The sequence below is a fragment of the Amycolatopsis sp. NPDC101161 genome (genome assembly GCF_044768185.1).
Taxonomy (GTDB): domain Bacteria; phylum Actinomycetota; class Actinomycetes; order Mycobacteriales; family Pseudonocardiaceae; genus Amycolatopsis.
Window position 1 is genome coordinate 1895815 of the sequence record NZ_JBIWPI010000002.1, and the last position, 22373, is coordinate 1918187.

Annotated in this window: 23 protein-coding genes; 12 read left to right on the forward strand and 11 right to left on the reverse strand. The window is 70.4% G+C overall.

Annotated elements, in window-relative coordinates; all coding sequences use genetic code 11:
• The first annotated feature begins 7 nt into the window (after positions 1 to 7).
• Entirely contained in the window at positions 8 to 946 is a 939-nt protein-coding gene (locus ACIRSS_RS20400) for a PDR/VanB family oxidoreductase (protein WP_400897584.1), read from the forward strand.
• On the opposite strand, the gene ACIRSS_RS20405 is transcribed toward ACIRSS_RS20400, so the two are convergent.
• Positions 941 to 1225 (reverse strand): YciI family protein, encoded by a 285-nt coding sequence (locus ACIRSS_RS20405; RefSeq protein WP_400896930.1) that lies wholly within the window; start codon positions 1223 to 1225, stop codon positions 941 to 943. The genes ACIRSS_RS20400 and ACIRSS_RS20405 overlap by 6 nt on opposite strands.
• Before the next feature lie 189 nt (positions 1226 to 1414).
• Here ACIRSS_RS20405 and ACIRSS_RS20410 point away from each other — a divergent pair, with 189 nt between their 5' ends.
• From ACIRSS_RS20410 to ACIRSS_RS20425, 4 genes are all read left to right on the forward strand, one after another.
• Complete coding sequence (locus ACIRSS_RS20410; protein WP_163046624.1) at positions 1415 to 1987, forward strand: RNA polymerase sigma factor; 573 nt, start codon at positions 1415 to 1417, stop codon at positions 1985 to 1987.
• A gap of 91 nt (positions 1988 to 2078) precedes the next feature.
• The gene (gene nagA, locus ACIRSS_RS20415; RefSeq protein WP_086671800.1) at positions 2079 to 3230 is read left to right on the forward strand and encodes an N-acetylglucosamine-6-phosphate deacetylase; all 1152 of its coding nucleotides are present in this window, start codon (positions 2079 to 2081) and stop codon (positions 3228 to 3230) included.
• Positions 3231 to 3254: 24 nt separating this feature from the next.
• Entirely contained in the window at positions 3255 to 3614 is a 360-nt protein-coding gene (locus tag ACIRSS_RS20420; RefSeq protein ID WP_400896932.1) for a hypothetical protein, read from the forward strand.
• A 45-nt stretch (positions 3615 to 3659) separates the two neighbouring features.
• Positions 3660 to 4364, forward strand: coding sequence for a DedA family protein (locus ACIRSS_RS20425; RefSeq protein WP_400896934.1), 705 nt, complete (start codon positions 3660 to 3662; stop codon positions 4362 to 4364).
• Positions 4365 to 4712: 348 nt separating this feature from the next.
• Here ACIRSS_RS20425 and ACIRSS_RS20430 read toward each other — a convergent pair whose 3' ends face one another.
• Positions 4713 to 6104 carry an FAD-binding oxidoreductase gene (locus ACIRSS_RS20430; RefSeq protein WP_400896936.1) on the reverse strand — a complete coding sequence of 464 codons (1392 nt, stop codon included), beginning with the start codon at positions 6102 to 6104 and terminating at the stop codon, positions 4713 to 4715.
• Between the two features lie 58 nt (positions 6105 to 6162).
• Complete coding sequence (locus ACIRSS_RS20435; RefSeq protein WP_400896938.1) at positions 6163 to 6588, reverse strand: PPOX class F420-dependent oxidoreductase; 426 nt, start codon at positions 6586 to 6588, stop codon at positions 6163 to 6165.
• 185 nt (positions 6589 to 6773) lie between these two features.
• Between ACIRSS_RS20435 and ACIRSS_RS20440 the strand changes: the two genes are divergently transcribed.
• From ACIRSS_RS20440 to ACIRSS_RS20455, 4 genes are all read left to right on the forward strand, one after another.
• The gene (locus ACIRSS_RS20440; RefSeq protein WP_400896940.1) at positions 6774 to 7304 is read left to right on the forward strand and encodes a MarR family winged helix-turn-helix transcriptional regulator; all 531 of its coding nucleotides are present in this window, start codon (positions 6774 to 6776) and stop codon (positions 7302 to 7304) included.
• Positions 7301 to 9892 (forward strand): MFS transporter, encoded by a 2592-nt coding sequence (locus tag ACIRSS_RS20445; protein WP_400896942.1) that lies wholly within the window; start codon positions 7301 to 7303, stop codon positions 9890 to 9892. The genes ACIRSS_RS20440 and ACIRSS_RS20445 overlap by 4 nt, the downstream gene beginning before the upstream one ends.
• Positions 9889 to 10710, forward strand: a complete 822-nt coding sequence (locus ACIRSS_RS20450) for a YceI family protein (RefSeq protein ID WP_400896944.1) — start codon at positions 9889 to 9891, stop codon at positions 10708 to 10710. The genes ACIRSS_RS20445 and ACIRSS_RS20450 overlap by 4 nt, the downstream gene beginning before the upstream one ends.
• Before the next feature lie 130 nt (positions 10711 to 10840).
• On the forward strand, positions 10841 to 11509 hold the full coding sequence (locus ACIRSS_RS20455) for a DedA family protein (protein WP_400896946.1): 669 nt from the start codon (positions 10841 to 10843) through the stop codon (positions 11507 to 11509).
• A gap of 401 nt (positions 11510 to 11910) precedes the next feature.
• Here ACIRSS_RS20455 and ACIRSS_RS20460 read toward each other — a convergent pair whose 3' ends face one another.
• The 8 genes from ACIRSS_RS20460 to ACIRSS_RS20495 all read right to left on the reverse strand — a co-directional run bounded on the left by ACIRSS_RS20460 (position 11911) and on the right by ACIRSS_RS20495 (position 18668).
• Positions 11911 to 12324 (reverse strand): VOC family protein, encoded by a 414-nt coding sequence (locus ACIRSS_RS20460; protein ID WP_400896948.1) that lies wholly within the window; start codon positions 12322 to 12324, stop codon positions 11911 to 11913.
• A gap of 183 nt (positions 12325 to 12507) precedes the next feature.
• Complete coding sequence (locus ACIRSS_RS20465) at positions 12508 to 13548, reverse strand: isopenicillin N synthase family dioxygenase (protein WP_400896950.1); 1041 nt, start codon at positions 13546 to 13548, stop codon at positions 12508 to 12510.
• A gap of 72 nt (positions 13549 to 13620) precedes the next feature.
• Positions 13621 to 14361: an SDR family oxidoreductase gene (locus ACIRSS_RS20470; protein WP_400896952.1), complete on the reverse strand. Its 741-nt coding sequence runs from the start codon at positions 14359 to 14361 to the stop codon at positions 13621 to 13623.
• Positions 14358 to 14993, reverse strand: a complete 636-nt coding sequence (locus ACIRSS_RS20475) for a nucleoside/nucleotide kinase family protein (protein ID WP_086862402.1) — start codon at positions 14991 to 14993, stop codon at positions 14358 to 14360. Before ACIRSS_RS20475 ends, ACIRSS_RS20470 begins: the two co-directional genes overlap by 4 nt.
• Entirely contained in the window at positions 14990 to 15823 is an 834-nt protein-coding gene (locus tag ACIRSS_RS20480) for a PfkB family carbohydrate kinase (RefSeq protein WP_400896954.1), read from the reverse strand. The genes ACIRSS_RS20475 and ACIRSS_RS20480 overlap by 4 nt, the downstream gene beginning before the upstream one ends.
• A 36-nt stretch (positions 15824 to 15859) precedes the next feature.
• Entirely contained in the window at positions 15860 to 16669 is an 810-nt protein-coding gene (locus ACIRSS_RS20485) for an ATP-binding cassette domain-containing protein (RefSeq protein WP_400896956.1), read from the reverse strand.
• Complete coding sequence (locus tag ACIRSS_RS20490) at positions 16666 to 17655, reverse strand: ABC transporter permease (RefSeq protein ID WP_400896958.1); 990 nt, start codon at positions 17653 to 17655, stop codon at positions 16666 to 16668. The genes ACIRSS_RS20485 and ACIRSS_RS20490 overlap by 4 nt, the downstream gene beginning before the upstream one ends.
• Complete coding sequence (locus tag ACIRSS_RS20495) at positions 17652 to 18668, reverse strand: substrate-binding domain-containing protein (protein WP_400896960.1); 1017 nt, start codon at positions 18666 to 18668, stop codon at positions 17652 to 17654. Before ACIRSS_RS20495 ends, ACIRSS_RS20490 begins: the two co-directional genes overlap by 4 nt.
• A 107-nt stretch (positions 18669 to 18775) precedes the next feature.
• On the opposite strand from ACIRSS_RS20495, the gene ACIRSS_RS20500 reads away from it, so the two are divergent.
• From ACIRSS_RS20500 to ACIRSS_RS20510, 3 genes are all read left to right on the forward strand, one after another.
• Positions 18776 to 19813 (forward strand): LacI family DNA-binding transcriptional regulator, encoded by a 1038-nt coding sequence (locus ACIRSS_RS20500; protein ID WP_400896962.1) that lies wholly within the window; start codon positions 18776 to 18778, stop codon positions 19811 to 19813.
• Positions 19814 to 19882: 69 nt separating this feature from the next.
• Complete coding sequence (locus tag ACIRSS_RS20505; RefSeq protein WP_400896964.1) at positions 19883 to 20746, forward strand: LacI family DNA-binding transcriptional regulator; 864 nt, start codon at positions 19883 to 19885, stop codon at positions 20744 to 20746.
• Positions 20747 to 20866: 120 nt separating this feature from the next.
• Positions 20867 to 22369, forward strand: coding sequence for a hypothetical protein (locus ACIRSS_RS20510; protein WP_400896966.1), 1503 nt, complete (start codon positions 20867 to 20869; stop codon positions 22367 to 22369).
• Positions 22370 to 22373 lie beyond the last annotated feature (4 nt).

The window sequence follows — 22373 nt, forward strand, 5'->3', positions numbered from 1 at the left end:
CCACCTGATGTCCACTTTGGTCGGTGTCGTGGGCGTCTACCGCCGGATGTCGCAATTCAGCGGCCGACGGCGGCCGCCGGTGCGCGTGGTGGACCGGAACCTTCCGCTGCTGGTCAAGGCCGTCCGCCCGGAAGCCGACGGGGTCGTGAGCCTGCGTCTCGGGAACGGCGGGCCGCTACCGGGCTGGCGGCCGGGCGCGCACATCGACCTGGTGCTGCCCTCGGGTCTCGTGCGGCAGTACTCGCTCTGCGGCGATCCGTCCGAAAAGGATCATTACCGCATCGCCGTGCGGAAGATCGGCGCCGCGTCGGCCGAGGTCCACGCGCTCGAGCCGGGGACGCGGGTGACCGCCCGGGGCCCGCGGACGGCGTTCCCCCTCGTCGGCGAGGGCCCGTTCCTGTTCATCGCGGGCGGCATCGGGATCACGCCGATCCTGCCGATGGTCCGGCAAGCCGCCGCGAAGGGCACCGACTGGCGACTGGTCTACACCGGCCGCAGCCGCGAGTCGATGCCGTTCCTGGACGAACTGCCGGACGACGACCGCGTCCGGATCCGCCCGGACACCGAATACGGCGTCCCGGCGTCGGGCGCGGAGCTGCTGGAAGATCTGCCCGAAGGGGCAGCGGTGTACTGCTGCGGCCCGGTGCCGATGATCACCGGCGTCCGCGTCGACCTGGCGCTGACCGGCGCCAAAGCCGTCCACTTCGAACGGTTCGCGCCGCCGCCGATCGTCGACGGCGAGCCGTTCGAGCTGACTTTGCGCAGGTCAGGGCGAGTGCTGCAGGTTCCGGGCGACCGGACCGCGCTCGACGTCCTCCTCGAGGCGCGGCCCGCGACGCCGTACTCGTGCCGCCAGGGCTTCTGCGGGACCTGCGCGGTGCCGGCGGCCGACGGCTCGTCCGTGCGGATCTGCGTCGACCGCGGCCCCGCCGTGCTCGACCTATGACTCCGCGGGCAGCCAGGCGCCGATCACCGGCTTGAACTCGCGGACGCTCCGCTCGGCGATGGCCCCCTCCAGGAAGTACGGGTCCTGGTCGATCGTCTCCTTGAGGTGCGCCTCGTCGTCGGCCTGGTAGAGCGTGAGGCCGCCGGTGCCGTCGCCCAGCGGGCCGGCGACCGCGACGCGGCCCTGCTCGGCCAGCTTGCTCAGGAACTCGCGGTGCCGCGGCCGGACCTCCGGCATCTTTTCCTGGACGTAGGTGATTTCGACGAGGAACCAGGCCATGGGGGCTCTCCGGGGTCGCGCGGGCGGTACGCGTCCGAACCTACCCGTGTCACGGCAACCGATCTGTGGCGACGGCAAGCCAACCCGATAGGCTGGGCGTGCGTCAGTAGCTGTGTGAACGCTGTGAATACCGGGAGCCTGCTGACGCGACGCACCGTGCAAACCGGGGTCGAGGACAGGCAGGGGTTCATGCTCGAGGGCAATGCGGAACGCAGTGTCGAGGCGACCCTCGGTCACCTGCGGGTCATGGACGGTCCGGCCCCGGCGCAGACAGCCGCGCCGCTGACCCTCGAAGACCTCTACCGCCAGCACCGCATGCGGCTGGTCCGGCTGGCGATTCTGCTGGTGGACGAGCCCGCGACCGCGGAAGACGTCGTCCAGGAGGCCTTCACCGGCCTGCATCGCAACTGGGGCCGGCTCCGCGACGCCGCGGCCGCCGTCGGCTACCTGCGCACCGCCGTGGTCAACGGGTCGCGCAGCGTGCTGCGCCGGCGCAAGACCGCCCGCGAGTACGTGCCCCCGCACGCGGTCAACGCGCGGTCCGCGGAGAGCCTCGCGATGCTGTCCAGCGAGCACCAGGCCGTCGTGTCCGCATTGTCCAAACTGCCGCCCCGCCAGCGCGAAGTGCTGGTGCTGCGTTACTACGGTGGGCTGAGCGAAGCCGAAATCTCTGAGGCCGCAGGCATTTCCAAGGGTACCGTTAAGTCGACCGCCAGCCGGGCGCTCGAGGCACTCCAGAAGGCCATGCAGGCCCCACAGTGACCCGGGTGGACCACTCCGATCACTGAGTCGTATCACCATGCTTGGTCCAGACCAATATATGCTGGGGTGCGTGAGAGGCGCCGGAGATTTCGTGATCATGGGCGGCCGGGTCGCTGCCCCGGACCGTGTACTCGACGACGGCTGGGTAGCCGTCTCCGACGGGCGGATCGCCGGCGTGGGTTCCGGGACCCCGCCGTCGGGCGAGCACGTCGACGTCGGTGGGGCACTGGTCGTGCCCGGGTTCATCGACACCCACTGCCACGGCGGGGGAGGTGCTTCGTTCACCTCCCTCGATCCCGAGGAGCTCCTGACGGCGGTGCGAGCGCACCGCCGTCACGGCACCACGACCATGCTCGCCAGCCTGGTGTCCGACCCGGTGGACATCCTGCGTGACCAGGTCGCGGCGCTGCGTGAGCTCGTCCAGGACGGCGAGGTCGCGGGCATCCACCTGGAGGGGCCGTTCATCTCGAAGGCCCGTTGCGGGGCGCACGACCCCGAGACGCTCCTGGAGCCGGACACCGGCACGGTCGACAAGCTGCTGCGCGCCGGCCAGGGCGCGATCCGGATGGTCACCATCGCCCCGGAGCTGCACGGCGGGATCAAGGCCGTCCGGCAGCTGGCCGAGTCGGGCGTGATCGCCGCCATCGGGCACACCGACGGCGTCGAGGAGCAGCTGCTGCCCGCCATCGACGCGGGGGCGACCGTCGCGACCCACCTGTTCAACGGCATGCGGCCGCTGCACCACCGCGAGCCGGGCCCGGTCGGGGCACTGCTCGATGACGAGCGCATCACGATCGAGCTCATCTGCGACCTCGTCCACCTGCACCCGACGGTGGTGCGGCTGGCCGCGAAGCACGCGGGCCGCAACCGGACGGTGCTCATCACGGACGCGATGTCCGCGACCGACGCCGCCGACGGCCGCTACACGCTGGGCCGGCTGGAGGTCGACGTCCACGACGGCGTCGCCACCCTCGCCGACAACGGCTCGCTGGCCGGCAGCACCCTGACGATGGACACCGCCTTCCGCAATCTGGTCGGGGGTGCGAAACTCGGCATCCTCGACGCGGTGCACGCGACGTCGCAACGGCCCGCCGAGCTGCTCGGCATCGCCGACCGCACGGGGATGCTGTGCCCCGGGTACGTGGCCGACATCGTCGTCCTCGACCAGGACCTGCGGCCCGCGAAGGTGCTGCGCCGGGGTGAGTGGGTCGCCGAGGTGGGTACGGCTACCTTGAGTACTTGATTCTCGACGAGCGGACGGGCGGAGATGAGCGAGCCGAAGGACCCCGAGCAGCTGCTGGCGGACGCCCTTCGCGCGCAAGCCGTCTTCGCCCCGTCGGCGTCGCCCCGGGAAACCGAGCCGGGCACCGACGCCGTGCCGACCAGCGCGATCAACGAGCTGCCGTCGGCGTACGGGCTGCTGTCGGGCGCGAGCGCGGACTCCCTGGAGCGCGAGCGGGCGGCCCTGGACGCGGCGTCCGAAGCGCCCACGGCGTACTCACCGGCGCCGCCACCCCCGCCCCCGGCGCGGCAGTCGGCGCAGCTGCCCGCGTACTGGATCTTGCTGCTGGCGGTGCTGCTGGGCCTCGCCGCGGGGTCCGTGGTGGGCCTGCTGACGCTGGTCTGACCGGGTCTCAGTAACGACTCAGGGTGACCCTGTACCGTTTTTGGGGTGATTCTCGCCCAGAGCACGGTCAACACGATGTCGCTGCTGCCGTCATGGCTGGACCCGCAGCACTTGCTGAGCGGCCTGACGACGCCGGTCATCGCGGTCCTGTGCCTGATCATCTTCATCGAGAGCAGCGTCTTTCCGGTGCTGCCCGGTGACTCCCTGCTGTTCACGGCGGGCCTGTTCATCGCGAACGGCACCCTCGACGCGCCGTTGTGGCTGGTCTGCGTGCTGGTGACAGCCGCGGCGCTGCTCGGCAACGTGGTCGGCTACTACATCGGCTACTTCGTCGGGCCGAAGCTGTTCAACCGGCCGGACTCGAAGTTCTTCAAGCGCGAGTACGTGGACAAGACGCACGAGTTCCTGGACAAGCACGGCCCGAAGGCGGTCGTCCTGGCCCGGTTCGTGCCGTTCGTCCGGACGTTCATCACGTGGATCGCGGGCATCGGCCGCATGGACCCGAAGCGCTACTTCACGTACACGGTGATCGGCGGCATCCTCTGGGCGGCGGGCATCACGGTGCTGGGTTCGCTGCTGGGCGGGGTGTCGTTCATCGCGAACAACGTCGACGCGATCTTCGTGCTGATCGTGCTGATCTCGGTGGTCCCGATCGGGCTGGAGTACCTGAAGTCGCGGCGCGAGAAGAAGGCGGCGGCCACGGAGACCGACCCGGAGGTCACGCAGCGGATTCCGCGGATCAAGGACTGAAGCTCGGACTCGGAGGGCCCCACCGGTCGGCGGTGGGGCCCTTTTCGTTTCCCGGGCGGAGTACCACTGGCTCAGGCGGGGCGGACCGCTCTCGCCAACCCGACTGAGGATCGCTCGGTTTCGGAGGGCCCGACTTGGTCAGCGGCGGGCTTTCGTACGGCGAGGTCCTGCTTCGCCGCGGCGAGACCGGGGACTCAGGCGTGGCGGACAGCCCAAAGCCGAGGGGGCCGCTAGACCGGCGACTCAAGCGGCAGCAGCCAACTCACGCCGGCGCGGTCGCTCGGCGAGGCGAGGCCGCCGGCCCATCCGAGACCGGCTCTCGAACCAGGCCCGAACCCCGCGAACTCCTCAGGTCATCGAGAACATCGACCCCGGGTTGAACAGGTTCCCCGGGTCCAGAGCCGCCTTGATCTGGCGGTGGACCCGCATGCCCACCGGGCCGATCTCCCGCTCCAGCCATTCCCGCTTGATCTTCCCGACCCCGTGCTCCCCGGTCACCGTCCCGCCCAGCGACAGCCCGACCTCGAGGATCTCGTCGAACGCCCGCTGCGCCCGCGCGAACTCGTCCGGGTCGTCGGGCTGGTAGACGATCGTCGGGTGCATGTTGCCGTCGCCCGCGTGGCCGACCACCGCGATGCGCAGCCCCACCTCGGAACTGATCTTCTCGCAGCCGCGGATCAGCTCCGCGATCCGCGTGCGCGGCACGCAAACGTCGTCGGTCAGCCACAGGCCGTACGTCTCCAAGGCCGTCAGCACCACCCGGCGGGCCTGCAGCAGCATCCGCCCCTCTTCGAGGTCCTCCGTCGTGTAGGCCAGATCCGCCCCGCAGTCGACGCAGATCTGCTCCAGCGCCGCCAGCTCCCGGCGCGCGACCTCGCCGCCCGCGTCCGACTGCCCCAGCAGCAGCGCCTGGCAGTCCGAACCCGCGCCGAGGTCCGTCTTCAAGTACGTCTCGGACGCCTTGATCGACGACGCGTCCATGATCTCCAGCAGCGACGGCACGAGCCCCTCCCGCACGACCCGCGCCACGGCCTCGCCCGCGGCCTCGGTCGTCGAAAAGCCCGCGACCAGCGTCGCCGGGGCCTGGGGCAGCGGCTTGAGCTGGACCGTCGCCTGGGTGATCACGCCCAGCGTGCCCTCGCTGCCGACGAACAGCCGGGCCAGGTCGTAGCCCGCCACGCCCTTCACCGTCCGGCGGCCCGTCTTCAGCAGGGACCCGTCCGCCAGGACGACCTCCAAGCCCAGCACCGAGTCCGTCGTGACGCCGTACTTCACGCAGCACAGGCCGCCGGCGTTGGTCGACAGGTTGCCGCCGATCGTGCACCAGTCGTAGCTCGACGGGTCCGGCGGGTAGAAGAGCCCGTGCTTCTCCACCGCGTTGCGGAAGTCCAGGTTGACCACGCCCGGCTGGACGACCGCCAGCCGGTTGCCCGGGTCGATCTCGACGATCTCGTTCAGCTTGGTCAGCGACAGCGTCACGCAGCCGTCGATCGCGTTCGCCGCGCCGGACAGGCCGCTGCCCGCCCCGCGCGGCACGATCGGCACCCCGGCTTCGGCGCAGGCCTTGACGACCGCCTGCACCTCCTCGACGTTCGCGGGCAGGACCACCGCCAACGGCTGCCCCGAGGGCGCCAGCGGCATCATGTCGCGCGCGTACGACGCCGTGACGTCGGTGTCGGTGAGCACGGCGCTCTTGCCGAGCAGGTCGCGCAGCCGGGTGACCAAAGCTTCGTCGCTCATGGCTTTCATGGTAAGCCCGAATACTCCGCACTGCGGAACTTCTATTTCAAAATCGCCCCTACCGGACCAGTCCCAGCAGCTTGTCCACGTGCACCCGGAGCAGGACGCGCTGGTCGCTGACCATCGCGGCGCGGTACTCGTCCCAGTCGGGGTGCTCGCCCGCCGCCCGGCGGTAGTAGTCCACGAGCGCTTCGACGGTCTCGTCGTCCGGCGAAGCCGCCGGCGCCGTCAGCGACGCGCGGCCCTCCGCGACGACGTAGCTCCAGCCGTCTTCGCTGCCCACGTGGTAGGTCACCCGCGGGTCGCGGCGCATGTTCTTCGTCTTCGCGCGGGTCTCGGTGATCGACGCGGTGATCGTGTTCGTCCCGGCGTCGTAGAGGTGCGTGATCGTGGACAGCTGGGGCCGCCCGTCGCGGCGGATCGTGGCCAGCACGCCGTGGCGGCGCGTGGCGAGGAAGTCCTTCAACGCTGTGTCGTCCGTCATAGCTGTACCAACCGGGTGCCGCCGCGTTTGTTCCGGGAGCCCGCGGGAAACTGCTTGCGTATGACAACTAAAGTGTGTTCCGACACATCGACCCGGCCTCCGCTTGCATAACCGGTGGTGAAGGCACATCCTTGCCTGAGGCAACTAGTTGCAGCCGCCAACCAACGCCGTGAAGGACTCCATCCATGGCACCGAACAGCTCCGCCACCCGGCCCAAAGCCGAGCTGGACCTCGCCGACCAGCTCGGGCACGAGCTCGTGCGCCTGGTCCGCTTGATCAACAAGGCGAAGTCCCAGGTGTCCAAGCAGGGTCCCGACGGCATCGAGCGGGCGGCCTACGCGATCCTCTTCACCCTCATCCACGAGGGCCCGCAGCGGACCAGCAGGCTCGCCGAGTCACTCCACTCGGAGATCTCCACGATCAGCCGGCAGTCGAGCTCACTCGTCCAGCACGGCCTGGTCGAACGCCAGGCCGATCCCGAGGACGGCCGGGCGTGCCTGCTCGCGCCGACGACCGAGGGCATGCGGGTGTTCGAAGAGAACCGCAAGCAGCGCAACCAGTGGCTGGCCGACGTGCTCGGGGACTGGACCGAAGGGGAGATCCAGACCCTGAACACGCTGTTCGGCCGGCTCAACACAGGTATCGAGAACCACTCTCCACAGCTGGCCGACGCCCAGGCGTCCGCCGCTGCTCCGGCCAAGGGGGCCAACGCATGAGTTCCACCACCGAAGCTCCGGCCCTGCCCGAGGTGGGCCAACCACCCCGGCTGAGCCACCGCCAGATCGTCACGATCCTGAGCGGCCTGATGTGCGGCATGTTCCTCGCCGCGCTCGACCAGACGATCGTCGGTACGTCGATCGTCAAGATCGCCAACGACCTGCACGGGTTCGACCTGCAGGCGTGGGCGACCACGGCGTACCTGATCACCTCGACGATCGTCACGCCGATCTACGGCAAGCTCTCCGACATCTACGGCCGCAAGCCGTTCTACCTGGCCGCGATCACGATCTTCGTCGCCGGTTCGCTGGCCTCGGCCTTCGCGCAGTCGATGTACCAGCTGGCCGCGTTCCGCGCGGTGCAGGGCCTCGGCGCCGGCGGCCTGATGTCGCTGGCCATGACGATCCTCGGCGACATCGTGCCGCCCCGGGAACGGGCCAAGTACCAGGGCTACATCCTCGCGGTGTTCGGCCTGTCCACGGTGTTGGGCCCGGTGCTGGGCGGCTTCTTCGCCGGCATCGAGCACGCCGGCAGCATCTTCGGCTACGACATCCACGGCTGGCGCTGGGTCTTCCTGATCAACGTCCCGATCGGCATCATCGCGCTGTTCGTCGTCGCCCGCGTGCTGAACGTGCCGCACGTCCCACAGAAGCACAAGATCGACTGGTGGGGCGCCCTCGCTCTGGTCGTCGCGGTCGTGCCGTTCCTGATCGTCGCCGAGCAGGGCCAGAAGTGGGGCTGGGGCGACGGGAAGTCGATCCTCTGCTACGTCGTCGGCGGCGTCGGCGTGATCGCGTTCATCGCGATCGAACGGTGGATGAAGGACGCCGCGCTGATCCCGCTGCGGCTGTTCAAGAACTCGACGTTCACCGTGGCGATCATCGGCGGTGTCATCGTCGGTGTCGCGATGTTCGGCGCGATCACGATGATCCCGCAGTTCATGCAGGTCGTGCAGGGCTACACGCCGACCGAGTCCGGGTTGCTGATGCTGCCGCTGATGGCGGGCATCATGACCAGCTCGATCGTGTCCGGCCGGCTCACCGGCAAGACCGGCCGCTACAAGATCTTCCCGATCGTGGGCACCCTCATGATCGCCGCCGGTGCGTTCTTCTTCGCGCAGGTCAAGTACGACTCGCCGCTGTGGCACCCGCTGGTCGCGGCCGCCATCATCGGGCTCGGCCTCGGCCAGTGCATGCAGACGCTGATCATCGCGGTGCAGAACGCCGGCCCGCGCAGCGACATGGGTGTCTCGACCGCGTCGGCGACGTTCTTCCGCCAGATCGGTGGTACCGCCGGTGTCGCGATCTTCCTGACGGTCCTGTTCAACACGCTGCTGCCCAACATCACCAAGGCGTTCGGCGGGCAGCTGCCGGCCGGCGCCGGCGGGAGCATCGGCAACCTGTCCGAGAACACCAGCGTGATCCAGTCGCTGCCGGAGGCGATCAAGACGCCGATCCTGATCGGCTTCACCGACTCGATCACCACGGTGTTCTACATCGCCGGCGCGGTGGCCCTGCTGGCCACGATCGTGCTCCTGTTCATGAAGGAGATCCCGCTGACCAACGCGGCCCCGGCCGCGGCGGCCATGGAGGGCGGCGAGGCGCTGCTCGAGGCGGACGACCACGCGGACGAGCCGACCGAGATCGTCGAGCCGGTGCGCCCGGTCGACCGTGAGCCCGCCCTCGTGGGCGGCGGCAAGCACGCGCTGAGCAACGGGCACGGCGACTACCAGGCCGTGTCGGGTGCGCTGCCGATCACGAACTCCGTCGCGGACGCCGAGCTCGACGTCCCCGTCGGCGCGGGTGGCGTGCCGGTGACCGGCCACGTCCGCCGTCAGGACGGCAGCCACGTTTCGGGTGCGGCGCTGACCCTGATCGACCAGCGCGGCCGCCAGGTCGCGCGGGCCACCGGCGCCGCGGACGGCAGCTACTCGGTGCCCAGCCAGGGCCCGGGCGCGTACGTCCTCATCGTGTCGGCCCACGGCCACCAGCCGCAGGCCTCCAGCGTCGTGATCAGCAACGGACCGGCGACGGTCGACGTCACGCTCACCGGGTCCGGCGAGCTGACCGGCACCGTGAAGGCCGCGGCGACCGGCTCGCCGCTGGCGAACGTCACGGTGACGCTGACCGACGGCCGCGGCGAGGTGAACGGCGCGTTCATCACGACCACGGACGGCACCTACGCCTTCGTCGGGGTCGGCGCCGGGGCCTACACCCTGGTCGCCAGCGGCCCGGGCTACCGGCCCGTCGCGGTGATGCTGACCGTGCCCGACAGCGGCGTGCTGCGCCACGACGTCGAGCTGTCCAGCTCGGTGCAGCTGACCGGCGTCGCGCGGACCGAGGGCGACCGGGTCGTCCCGGACGCGCGGATCACCGTGCTCGACGCCGAGGGCAACGTCGCCGCCGTGGCGCGGACCGACGCCGAGGGCCGGTACCTGGTCAGCGACCTGCCCGCGGGCGCGTACACCGTGGTCGCGAGCGGCTACCCGCCGGCGACCAGCCAGGTGGAGCTCGCGGGCGGCGAAGCGGACCACGACGTCCGGCTGAGCTACGACCAGGCCCTCGACGAGCTGGTCGACCGGTCATGACCGGCCTGCGCGCGACCTTCCGCACGGCCGAGGGGTGGGCGGTGGAGCACGCGGTGCTCACCGTGACCGACCCGGCCGGGCGGCAGGTCGCCCGCCAGGCGGCCGACGTCCGCGGGGAGGTCGTCACCGACGCCCTCCCGGCGGGCACGTACACCGCCGTCGTCACGGCGGCCGGGTACACCCCGGTCGCCCGGATGACGCAGATCGCCTCGGACGGCTCCGGCTCGCTCGGCGACGTCGTGCTGGCCCCGGTCGCCGAGGCGATCGACCTGCCGCCCGCCGGGCCGTGGGTGATCGACCCGATGCACTCGTCGGTGGTCGCGACCGCGCGGCACCTGGGCATCGCGAGCATCAAGGCGCGGTTCCCGGACGTGTCCGGCCGGATCGAGATCGGCCGCCCGGCCGAGCGGTCGTCGGTGCACGCCGAGATCAAGGCGGCGAGCATCGACACGAACATCAAGATGCGCGACGACCACCTGCGCTCGCCGGACTTCCTCGACGTCGACGTCCACCCGGTGATCACGTTCACGAGCACCGGCATGCGCCAGCGCGGCGTCGACTCGTGGACGCTGGTCGGCGACCTCACGCTGCACGGCGAGCGCCGCGAGATCGAGCTCGAGCTGACGTACGGCGGCTGGGGCCCGGACCCGTGGGGCGGCGTGCGCGTGGCGTTCCACGCCGAGACGACGCTGCACCGGAACGACTTCGCGATCAACTACAGCGCGATGGTCCGGGCGGGTGTCGCGGCGGTCGGCACGACCGTGAAGGTCGAGCTGGACGTCGAAGCGGTGCAGGGCGAGTCGCTGCCGCAGTTCTGAGCCCGCGTTCGGGAAGGCCCTCTCACCGCTGGTGAGGGGGCCTTCACCGTTCGTAGAACCTGAACGTTCCGGACAGCCCGATTCGACCGTTCGCCGTGGGGTGTTCACCTGGGCCACGTAGGCTCCGGGTGTGAACGTCGTGAGCATCGAGGCCGCGGGCGTCGGCGTGAGCTGGCTGGACACCGCCGGGCCGCTGCTCGTGTGGGTGATCGTGCTGAGCTTCGTGCTGGTCGAATGCGCGCTGATCATCGGGCTCTTCCTGCCCGGTGATTCGCTGCTGTTCGGGGCCGGCGTGGTGCTGGCCCAGCACGGTTCGGACGCGAACGCGTGGTTCCTGTCGGGAGCCGCGCTGATCGTCGCCGTCCTCGGCAACCAGATCGGCTACTACATCGGCCGCGGCAGCGGGACGAAGCTCATCGCGCGCCGCGACGGCAAGGTCCTGAACCGGCACAACCTGGAACGCGCGCAGCGGTTCCTGGACCGGAAGGGCTTCTTCGCGATCGTGGCGGCCCGGTGGATCCCGTGGATCCGCACGCTGGCGCCGCTGATCGCCGGAGCGGCCCGGATGGACCCGCGCCGCTTCATGGCGGCGACGGCCCTGGGCGGGCTGCTGTGGGTGCCGACGCTGGTGCTCCTCGGCTACTACGGCGCCGGACTGCTGGACGCCCTGCCGTGGGTGAAGACGGCGGCGCTGTGGATCAGCATCGCGTTCTTCGTGTTCGGCACGGGGTACGGCGTGCTGCGCTACCGCCAGGAGATGCGCCGCCCGGTCGACGAACGCGACGACGCCCGCGCCTGAGAGCCCTACGTCAAGCGGCCTGTTGGTGGAGGGCGTTGAGTTGGCCGTGTAGGGCTGGTGGTCGTGCCGGCACCGCCAGAGGATCCTGGGCCAGGATCCGTGCTGCGTGCCGGTGGCGGCAACCGCGTGGGCGGGCTCGGTAATAGGTGTCTTGTGCCCGGTCGATGAGTGCGGCGCGGAGCTGCTTGTCACAGCCGCGGCGGTAGCCGACGGTGCGGTGTTTGCCGGATTGGCGGGTCGAGGGCGCAACCCGGCGGCGGCCACTGCTTGCAGGTCGGGGAAGCGGCGCAGGAAGGTCGGGCTGATCGGCAGGTCGCGCTGGCTGAACAGACCGATAGCGCCGGGGAAGTGGTGCTGCAGCACAGCCGGCAGCCGGTTGTGCACCGCGATCCGGTGAGCGGTCAGAGCTCCGGGTCGGTCCAGATCTCGAGCTGGATGCCGTCCGGATCGCGGAACACCACGACCTGCGACCCCTCGAACGTCCGCGACGGCGCGGCCGGCAGGTACGACACCCCGAACTCCGCGAGGCGACACTCCCATTCGGCCAGCTCTGCGGTCGACTGCACCCGGAAGGCGACGTGCTCGAGCCCGGTTCTGCGTTCGTCGAACCCGCGTCTGCCGGTGTCCGCGTGCTGGACCAGCACCACGGAGAACTCGTCCCCGGCGGACCGGAGCACGACCTTCCGCAGCCCCGTGTCCGGCTCTTCGCGCCGGGTGACCTCCTCGAGGTCGAGGACGCGCACGTACCACGGCACGCTGCGGTCCACGTCGGTCACGGTGAGCGCGAGGTGGTGCACGGACATGAGTTTTGCCATGGCTTCCGAAGCCGTCCTTTCGAGTGGCGGCTCCCCAGAGTTGCACAGCGTTCGACGGTCGAAACCGAGGTGACCAAGTCCGCGTCCGATCGTGATCTCGTCGTCTCCGGGCGTCTCATCCTTCGGAAACAACCTACCGCCGGTCACCCCCGTCTTACGGATGGTGACCGGCGGTGACGTCGATCACCTCTGCTCGGCCAGGCTCCTCGCCCGGATCCGGTCGAGCGTGGTCAGGCGCCCTTCACGGTTGATGCGCCGGGTGGTCACCCGGTCGGGGTAGCAGCGGGTGAACATGTTCGTGAAGTGCGTGCCGTAGTGGATGCACTCGTCGCCCCCGGCCAGCGGGCGGACGGCGGCGCCGAACGACGGCTCGTGGAAGTACGCCATCGTGTACCGCTCGCGCGTCGCGAGGCGGACCTTGTGCGGGGTCGACAGCAGCCGGCCGCCGGTGAGGAACTGGAGGATGTCGCCGGGGAAGACGGTGAACACCCCCGGCTCGGGTTCGACGAAGTGCCACGGCTCCTCGTCCTGGTACATCCCGGCCGTGCTCTCCTCCGGCAGCCAGTTGCGGTTGCGGGCCTCCCCGGGCACCGGCGGCCGGATCGAGAGGCCGCCGACGTCGTCCTGCGCGGCGATCACGAGCAGGCCGTAGTCGGTGTGCGCGCCGATCCCGCGTTCGGTCGTCGCGGACCGGGCGGGAAACCGCAGCACGCGCATGTGGTGCCAGCCGTCGCGGGTGAGCCCCGTCAGCCGGTCGATGTCGACCTCGAGACCGAGTGCGACGAGCTTCAGCAATTTCTCCCCGATTTCCCCGACCTCGTGGAGATAGTTTTTCATCGCCGTCCGGTAGTCCTCGTCCGGCCAGGGCACCGGACCGTGGCACGGCCACGCTTCGGCGACCCGCGTGTCGGTGAGCGGGACATCCGGGCAGACGGTGAAGATTTCGGAGTAGTCGGCTTCGCCCGCGGTCACTTCTTCCCCGGACGCGATGTAGCCGCTGTAGGTCAGGTCGCTGACGAACTTCGCCTTTTCCGGCAAGGGTCTGGCGAAGAACCGGCGGCTCGCAGCAAGCGCTTCCCCGGTGATCCGGTCCTGCTCGGCCGTGGCGGCGACCTGGAATATCCCGTCGGTCTCCCAGGTGCGGATCAGCTGACGGCCCAGAATTCGATCAACGGTCGTCCCGCTCACCGAATCAGGGAGTTCGAACGTGTGCAACGCGGTCATTTCCTGTTCACCTTTCGCGCGGTTTCGGGAACGTTCACCACACGAATAGCAGGAATTGCCGGTTCAAAGGGATCAGCGGCCGCCACCGACGTCGAGCACCGCTCCCGTCGTGAACGACGACGCCGGCGACAGCAGGAACAGCACCGCTTCGGCGATCTCGGCCGGCTGGCCGGCGCGTCCCATCGGGATCTGGGGCGCGTACTTCGCCATCCGGTCCGGCAGGCCGGCGGCCTCGTGCAGGCCGGTGTGGACCATCCCGGGCGCGACCGCGTTGACCCGCACGCCCTCGCCCGCGACCTCCTGGGCCAGCCCGAACGTCAGCGTGTCGACGGCGGCCTTCGACGCCGCGTAGTGCACCCACTCCCCGGCCGAGCCGGTGCGCGCGGCCGTCGAGGAGATGTTGACGATCGCGCCGCCCTCGCCGCCGTAGCGCGTCGACATGCGGCGGACCGCCTCGCGGCAGCACAGGAACACCCCGGTCACGTTGACGTCGAGCGTGCGCCGGACGACCTCGACGGCGTAGGAGTCGAGCCGCCCGGGCGTGTTGCCGACGATCGCCGCGTTGTTGACCAGCGCGGTCACCGGCCCCAGCTCCGCGGCGGCGTCGAACAGCGCGCGGACGTCGTCCTCGACGGAGACGTCCGCGCGGACCGCCACCGCCTGACGGCCGGCCGCACGCACCCGCGAAGCGACCTCCCGCGCGGGCACCGGGTCACCCGAGTAGTTCACGACGACGTCGTAGCCGCGCGCGGCCGCCAGCGTGCAGATGGCGGCGCCGATGCCCCGGCTGCCGCCCGTGACGATGAGGGTCAAATCGCGAAGTTCGCCAGCGGCAGGTTCTCCAGCACCAGGTCCGCGCGGTCGCGCGTCTGCGAGATGAGGTCGGCGTTGCGCTGGTCCGAGCCGAGCGCGCGGCGGCGGGCCTCGACCAGGGAACGGCCGTACCGGCGGTGGCGCGACACCAGGCGCTCGATCCGCTCGGGCTCGTCCGGCGCGAGGAACCACGCCTCGGTGAGCAGCGGCCGGATGCCGCTCCACGGGTCGTCCGGCAGCAGCAGGTAGTTGCCCTCGGTGATCACCAGCTGGACCTCCGGCGGCACCGCGACGGCCCCGGCGATCGGCTCCTCGATCTCGCGGCGGAACTCCGGCGCGTACACCGTCTCGCGGCCTTCGGCGAGCCGCTTGATCATGTGGAAGTAGCCGGCCGCGTCGAACGTGTCGGGCGCGCCCTTGCGCTCGGTGCGCTCCAGCCGGCGCAGCTCGACCTGCGCGAGGTGGAAGCCGTCCATGCCGACCACCGCGGCGCGCGAGCCGAGCGCGTTGGCCAGCGCCCACGCGAGCGTGGTCTTGCCCGACGCGGGCGCGCCGATGATGCCCAGCACGTTGCGCTGCCCGCGCACGGTCAGGCCCTCGGCCCGGGCCAGCAGGTCGTCGAACGCCGTCATGTCCTGTTCCTTCCTGCGATCGCGGTCGTCCACGACCGCGGTCCCACATGCCGCACCCGTTCGGCGGCCACCTCGTTGGCGAAGCGGATCCGGGCCGTCACCGTCGGTTCGCGAGCCACGGCGACGGCGAAGGCGCCGTGCCAGACGTCGCCCGCACCCAGTGTGTCCCGCGCTTCCACGTCGGCGACAGGCACCTCACCCGAGCCGCCGTCCGCAGTGGACCACCGCACCGGCCCGGGGCCCGCGGTGGTGATGACGGTGGGGACGCCGCGCGCGTGCAGCCCCGGTTCCGGCGCGGTGAAGTGCGCGGAGCAGGCGGCGACGTCGACCAGCGGCAGGAGTTCGTCGAGCACGGGCTTCCAGCTCCCGGCGTCGAGCACGACCGGCGCTTCGGTTCCCCGGGCGACGGCCAGCGCCAGCTCCGGGTAGTGCCCGTCGACCAGGACCACGTCGGCTTCCGGGAGCGTCACCTTCACGGGGAACCGGCGTTCGGCGGCGTTGCGGGCGACGACCGTGCGCTCGCCGTCGCGCTCGCGGACCGCCACCGCGCTGAGCGGCGGCGGGTCGGGCAGGCCGGGAGCCAGGTCGATCAGCCGGACACCACAGGCCTCGAGGTCGGCGCGGGCGAGCGCGGCCAGCGGGTGTGCACCGAGGACGGTCAGCAGGGTCGCCTCGGCGCCGAGCGCGGCCGCCGTCACCGCGGCGTTCGTCGCGGGCCCCCCGGCCGCGACGTCCACCCGCAGCGACTGGACCTTCTCGCCCGGCGCCGGAAGCTCCTCGACCCGCTGCACGACGTCCACGGTGCACAAACCCGCCAGCAGCACCTTCACTCCGGCCCGAGGCACTCTTTCCCGCCGAGGGCCCATTCAGCTGAGCCCGGCCACGTGGGTCGCGGCGGCGGCCTCTTCCACTTCGCCGTTTTCGTTGAGCCGCAACGCACCCGTGAGCAGGCCGACGACCTGGTTCATCGAGTGCGTCTTCGGCGAGACGACCGCGACGCGCTTGCCGAGGCGGTGCACGTGGATGCGGTCGGCGATGTCGAAGACGTGCGGCATGTTGTGGCTGATCAGCACCACCGGCAGGCCGCGGTCGCGGATCCGGCCGATGAGGTCGAGCACCTTGCCGGACTCGGCGACGCCGAGGGCGGCGGTGGGCTCGTCCATGATCACGGCCTTGGTGCCGAACGCGGCCGCGCGGGCCACGGCGACACCCTGGCGCTGACCACCGGACAGCGTCTCGACGGGCTGGCTGATCGACTTGATGTTGATGCCCAGCTCGTCGAGGATCCGCTGCGCCTCCGACCGCATGGTCGCGGTGTCGAGCTTGCGGAACAGCCCGAACGGTCCCTTGAGCCGCTTTTCCCGGCCCAGGAACATGTTCGACGCGATGTCCAGCGCGGGCGCGACGGCGAGGTCCTGGTACACCGTCTCGATCCCGTAGTGGCGGGCGTCCAAAGGGGACTTGAAGTGGACGGTCTTGCCGTCCACTTTGATCTCACCCTCGTCCGGGATCACCGCGCCGGACAACGCTTTGATGAGCGACGACTTCCCGGCGCCGTTGTCCCCGACCACGGCGAGCACCTCGCCGGGGAGCAGGTCGAAGTCCGCGCCGTCGATGGCGGTCACCCGGCCGTAGCGTTTCACCAGGCCACGTGCCTGCAGGATCGGTTCGGTCATGACTGCTGCTGCCTCCTCGCGATCCGGTCGACCACGACGGCGGCGATGAGCAGGGCCCCGGTGGCGAGGTCCTGGTAGTTGCCGTCGACGTTCATCTGCGTGAGGCCCGACCGCAGCACGGCCACGACCAGCGCCCCCATCAGCGTCCCGAGCACCGAACCGCGGCCGCCGAAGAGGCTCGTCCCGCCGAGGACGACGGCGGTGATCGAGTCGAGGTTGCCGAGCTGGAACTGGTTCGGGTCGGCGTTCGGCGTCCGGCCGAGCGCCTGCCAGGCCGCGATGCCGAACGTCAGGCCGGCCACGATGTACACCGACAGCACCGTGCGGTTGACCTTGATCCCGGACAGCCGCGCGGACTCCGGCGCGTTGCCGACCGCGTAGACGTGCTTGCCCCACGCCGTTTTCGTCAGCGCGTACCAGACGCCGAGGTACATCAGCAGCGCCAGCGTCATGCCGTAGGTGATCGGGATGCCGCCGAACAGGTAGCGCTTGGTGCCGAGCCACTGCAGCAGCCCGTCGGTCACCGGCACGGCCTGGCCGCCGGCGATCAGCTTCGACACCGCGGTCAGCATCGTGAACGTGCCGAGCGTGATGATGAACGCCGGCAGCTTGATCCGCGTCGCGAGCCCGCCGATGAAGATGCCGACGATGATCGTCAGGACGACGCCGGCGAGCAGCGCGACGAAGCCGTTCGTCCCGGCCGCGGCGAGCTTCGCCATGATCAGCGTCGCGACGACCATCGAGGACGCGTTGGACAGGTCGATGCCCGCGATGAGGATGACGAGCGTCTGTCCCAAAGCGAGCGTCCCGACGACCAGCGACTGCTGGACCACCGTGGACAGGTTGTCGAGGTCGAAGAACGTGTCCGTGGCCACCGAGAACACCACGATCGCGACGACCAGCGCGAGCGCCGGGCCGACCGCGGGGGCGCGGAGGAGGAAGTCGCCGAGGGATTCACGTTCCTTCGTAGCCACTGCCGTCGTCATTTCGAGCCTCCCCAGCAGTTCTGCAGGCCCCAGGCGGAGTCGTGGCTCTCGATGCCGGGCAGGGGCTTGTCGGTGATCACGGCGGAGCCGGTGTTCACGAAGCCGGACGGCTTTTTGCCGGTCTTGGCGTACTCGACGGCGGCGAGCACACCCTGCTCGGCCATCTTCTTCGGGAACTGCATGACGGTGGCGGCGAACTGGCCGTCCTTGACGTTCTGGACGCCTTCGCATCCGCCGTCGATCGAGCCCATCACGATCTGGCCGGTCAGCCCACGCGCCTTGAGCGCCGCGTACGCGCCGCGGCCCATCGGCTCGTTCATCGAGTAGACGGCGTTGATGTCGGTGCTGCGCTGGAGCAGGTTCTCCATGCCCTGCTGGGCGAGGCTCTGGTCGCCGTTGGCCGCGGTGTGGCCCTTGATCTCCGGCGAGCCGTCGGTCAGCCCGATGCCCTTGAGGAAGCCGCCGTGGCGCTGGGTGTCGACCGAGCTGCCGGCGGTGCCGTCGACCATCAGCAGCTTCGGCGGGACGCCCTTGAGCGCGGCCTTGACGTAGGCGCCCTGCTGCTGGCCGGCCGCGAAGTTGTCGGTGGCGAACGTGGCGTCGACGGCGTCGGCCGGTTCGGTGGCCGTGTCGAGGGCGATGACCAGGACGCCGGCGTCGCGGGCGTCCTTGATCGCCTTGAGCACGCCGGTCGACGAGCTGGGCGTGATGAGGATGGTGTTGGCGCCCTGCTGCCGGAGGTTCTCGATGGCGCGGACCTGGCCGTCGTTGTCGCCGTCGAACTGGCCGGCGAGGGCGCTGAAGTCGGCGCCGTTGGCCTGCGCGGCCGCTCTCGCGGCGTTGCGCAGCTCGACGAAGTACGGGTTCGTATCGGTCTTGGTGACGAGGCCGACCTTGGCCTTGCCGCTCCCGCCGGTGTTGGTGTTGCCGCCCCAGTGGCGTTCGACCGTGCAGCCGGTCGAAGCGGCGAGGACGGCGGCCAGCACGACTGCGGTGAGACTTCGCTGTCTCATGGGTTCCCACCCTTTGTTCGTGTCGAAGCTTGCCGATGGTCGGGAAGGTAGACAGACTGCACCCTGGACGCAAGCGTTTGCGCAAACGCTTGCCGGAAAGGATTGGCATGCCCCAGCCGAGATCATCGCGGCCGACCCAGCGGGACATCGCCGAGCTCGCCGGCGTCTCGATCACGACCGTCTCGCACGTCGTCAACGGGACGCGGGCGGTCGCCGAGGACACCAAGGCGGCCGTCCTGCGGGCGATCGAGACGACCGGCTACACCGGCGACGCGATCGCGCGTTCCCTGGTGACCGGCGGGACGCGGTCGATCGGGATGGCGATCTCGCTCGTGGCCAACCCGTACTTCGCGACGCTGATGCAGGCGATCGAGCGGGAGGCCTCGGCGCACGGGTACACCGTCCTGCTGGCCGACACGCACGACACCGCGGACACGGAGCGTGACACCGTGCGGGCGCTGCGCTCCCGGCGCGTCGACGGCCTGCTGATCACCCCGGCGCCCGGCGACGGACCGGTGATCGGCGAGCTGGTGTCGCTGGACGTGCCGACCGTGCTGATCGACCGGCTGACCACCCGGACCGACGTCGACCAGGTGGGCACGGAGAACATCCAGGCGACCTCGGCGCTGACCGCGCACCTCGGGACGCTCGGGCACCGGCGGATCGGGATGATCAGCGGCGCGCCCGGGCTGTCGACGAGCGAGGAGCGCGTGCTGGGCTACCGGCTGGGGCTCGGCCGGTCCGGGCTGACGTGGTCGTCGGAGCTCGTGGCCTGCGGGAACTCGTCGCACGAGGGTGGCTCGCTGGCGTTGACCACGCTGCTGGCGCTGCCCGAGCCGCCGACGGCGCTGGTCGTCGGGAACGACAGCATGATGGTCGGGGTCCTGCACGAAGCCCGGCGGCGCGGCCTGCGCATCGGCCGCGACCTGCCGGTGGTGGTCTACGACGACGTCGAGTGGGCCGACCTGGTCGACCCGCCGCTCACGACGATGGCGCAGCCGATCGAGGAGATCGGCCGGCAGGCGGTGCGGCTGCTGCTGGCCCGGATCAACGACCCCGCGCGCAAGGCCGAGACGGTCCGGCTCGCACCCACTCTGCGTCATCGTGAGTCCTGCGGCTGCCCTTCGGTTCACTCACATCAGTGATTCTGCGGTCTTACCGGCACGGCGTGGAGGTTCAGCGGATACGTTTCGGCTGAGCGTCTGCGAGGGCTTATGACCGCACTTTCGCCGGAGCTCCGGTTGTGGGACCCCCCGGTCACCTACCGGATCGGCGTCGCGATGGGTGTGCACGCGAACCCCTACTCTGGTGAGCTGCTGCGCTCGATCAGAGCGGCCGCGGCCCAGGCCGGCTGCGACGTCACCCTGGCCGACACCGGCGAACCGGACAGCGAAGCGGCGGTGGTCCGCGCACTCCGGGCCGACCTCGTGGACGGCGTGCTGCTGGTGCCGTCGGCGGGCGCCGAAGCGGTGATCAACGGCTTGGTCCGGATGGGCGTCCCGACGGTCCTGGTCGACCGGGTCGCGGCGCGCAACGACGTCGACCAGGTGGGCACGGAGAACGTGCACGCGGTGGCGTCGCTGGTCCGCCACCTCACCGAGCGGCGGCACCGGAAGATCGGGTTCATCTCGGGCGAAGAGAGCTTGGAGATCAGCCGCGAGCGCGTCCGCGGCTACCGGCTGGGGCTGGAGCAGGCGGGGCTGCGGTTCAACCGCGAGCTGGTGGAGTGCGGGTTGTCGACGTCGGGCGGGGCGGCCCGCGCGACGGCGAAGCTCCTGGACGGCTGGCCGTCCCCGACGGCGCTGGTGGTGGCGGACGAGTCGATGCTGGTGGGCGTCCAGTACGAGGCCCACCGCCGCGGCATCCGCATCGGGGCGGAGCTGGCGGTGGTCGGCTACGGCGACATGGAGTGGGCCCGCCGGGTGAGCCCGGCGGTGACGACGCTGGCCCAGCCGGTCGCGGACCTCGGGCGCCGGGCGGTGCAGCTGCTGCTGTCGCGGATGGCGGACCCGGACCGGCCGCCGGAGTCGGTGTCGCTGACCCCGCGTTTCCTGCACGGAGCCTCCTGCGGCTGCTGACCGGACACTGGCCGGTTCCGGACGCCGTGGAGTGACGATTGGCCTAAATGCGTCACTTCGTTGCTACTGTCGGCGCTCGATGGAGGCGAACCGGGAGATGGAGCGATGAGCGGGCAGTACATGAGTGGAAGCGTTTACTCGGCTTCCCTTTCGGCGGCGCTCAACGATTACTGGCAGGCGCTGGAACGCCGCTGGACCCGGGACGCCGGCCAGACCCTGCGAGGCGGGACGAGCCAGATCGACGCCGCGCCCGAGCCCGCCCGGTGGCAGGTCCCGCCCGAGTCACGAGGTCACCTGACGACCTGTCCGATCGTCGCGTGGGCGGTCGACGACAGCACGCAGGCCAACCGGCCGTCCACCCCTTGCGACGGGTGGAGCGTGCCGGACGCGAAGTACGTCGAATGCCGGGCGGCCGACGTCTTTTCCCAGGTCGGGGACTGGGCGTGGGCGAAACGGGAACAGCTCGCGGCCGCGATCCCGGATCTCGCGGGCGGGCCGGAACTGTCGTCCCTCGAGGACGCCCGGCAGAGCCTCCTGACCGCCGACGGGACGATGCGCCCGGAGGGCTCGATCGACGCCTACTCCTTGCCCGGCATGGTCGACAAGCTCTCCATCAGGGACGACGGCAACAACAACCGGGCCTGGCTGGCCGGGTGGACCGGGCTCGCGGCGAACAGCATCAAAGGCGGCTTCCTCTCGACGGTCGGGCCGACGCTGAAGAACCAGAGCGTGCTCGTGCGGTGGCTGGCGAATTGCTACTCCTTGCGCGCCACGACGATCCACGCCACCCGCAACAACACCCTGCAGCTCATCGGGCAAGCCACCCGCGACCTCTTCGAAGCCGCGCCGCCATCGGAGGACGCGTCGAAGGACAAAGTCGCGGTGAACGCCGCCAGCCAGGTGTGGGGGATCGTCTCGACGGTCGCCACGGCGTTGGGCGAAGAGGCGCCGGGCAGCATCGGCACCGCGCTGACCCTGATCGACTTCGCGCTGAACCTCCGCGAGGGAAAGCCGAACGAAGAGCTGAAGTTCCCGCAGCTGAGCGGCTTCTTCGCGCACTTGGATGCCGCCGTCCGCGGCCTCCACGAGGACCTGACCGCGGCCGAAGCCGACTACCAGAAGGCCATCACGGGCATCCGGCAGCGGATCGCCGGAGCCGACCGCACGGTGCTGGAGCTCTACGACTTCACGAAGAGCAGCCCCGACGGCGACGACAGCGACCCGTCCGCGTCAAGCCGGTTCGCCGTCGACGTCGCGGTGGTCATGGAAATCGCCCAGCTCTGCGTCGACGCCGCCGACATCTACTCCCGCTCCGTGCTGGGCAAGGTCGCCGAGGCGTCCTACGCCGACGGGCAGCTCGTCGGCCGCGGCGTCGCGCCCACCGCGGCGGACACGGCGCTCATCGCGTTGCGGGAAGACGTCGAGTCGTTCTTCCGGAACACGACCGCGCGGTACCTCATGGCGGCCGATCGCATCAGGAAAGCCGCGGAGAAGTACGCGGCGAGCGATGCGGAGCAGAAAGCCCGGCTCGAGAACGCGATCAAGGATTGGCACGACGCCGGGGAGGACCGCAAGCGCGCCGGGATCGACCTCGACCCGCGCAAGGAAGGCGTCCAGAACTGATTCG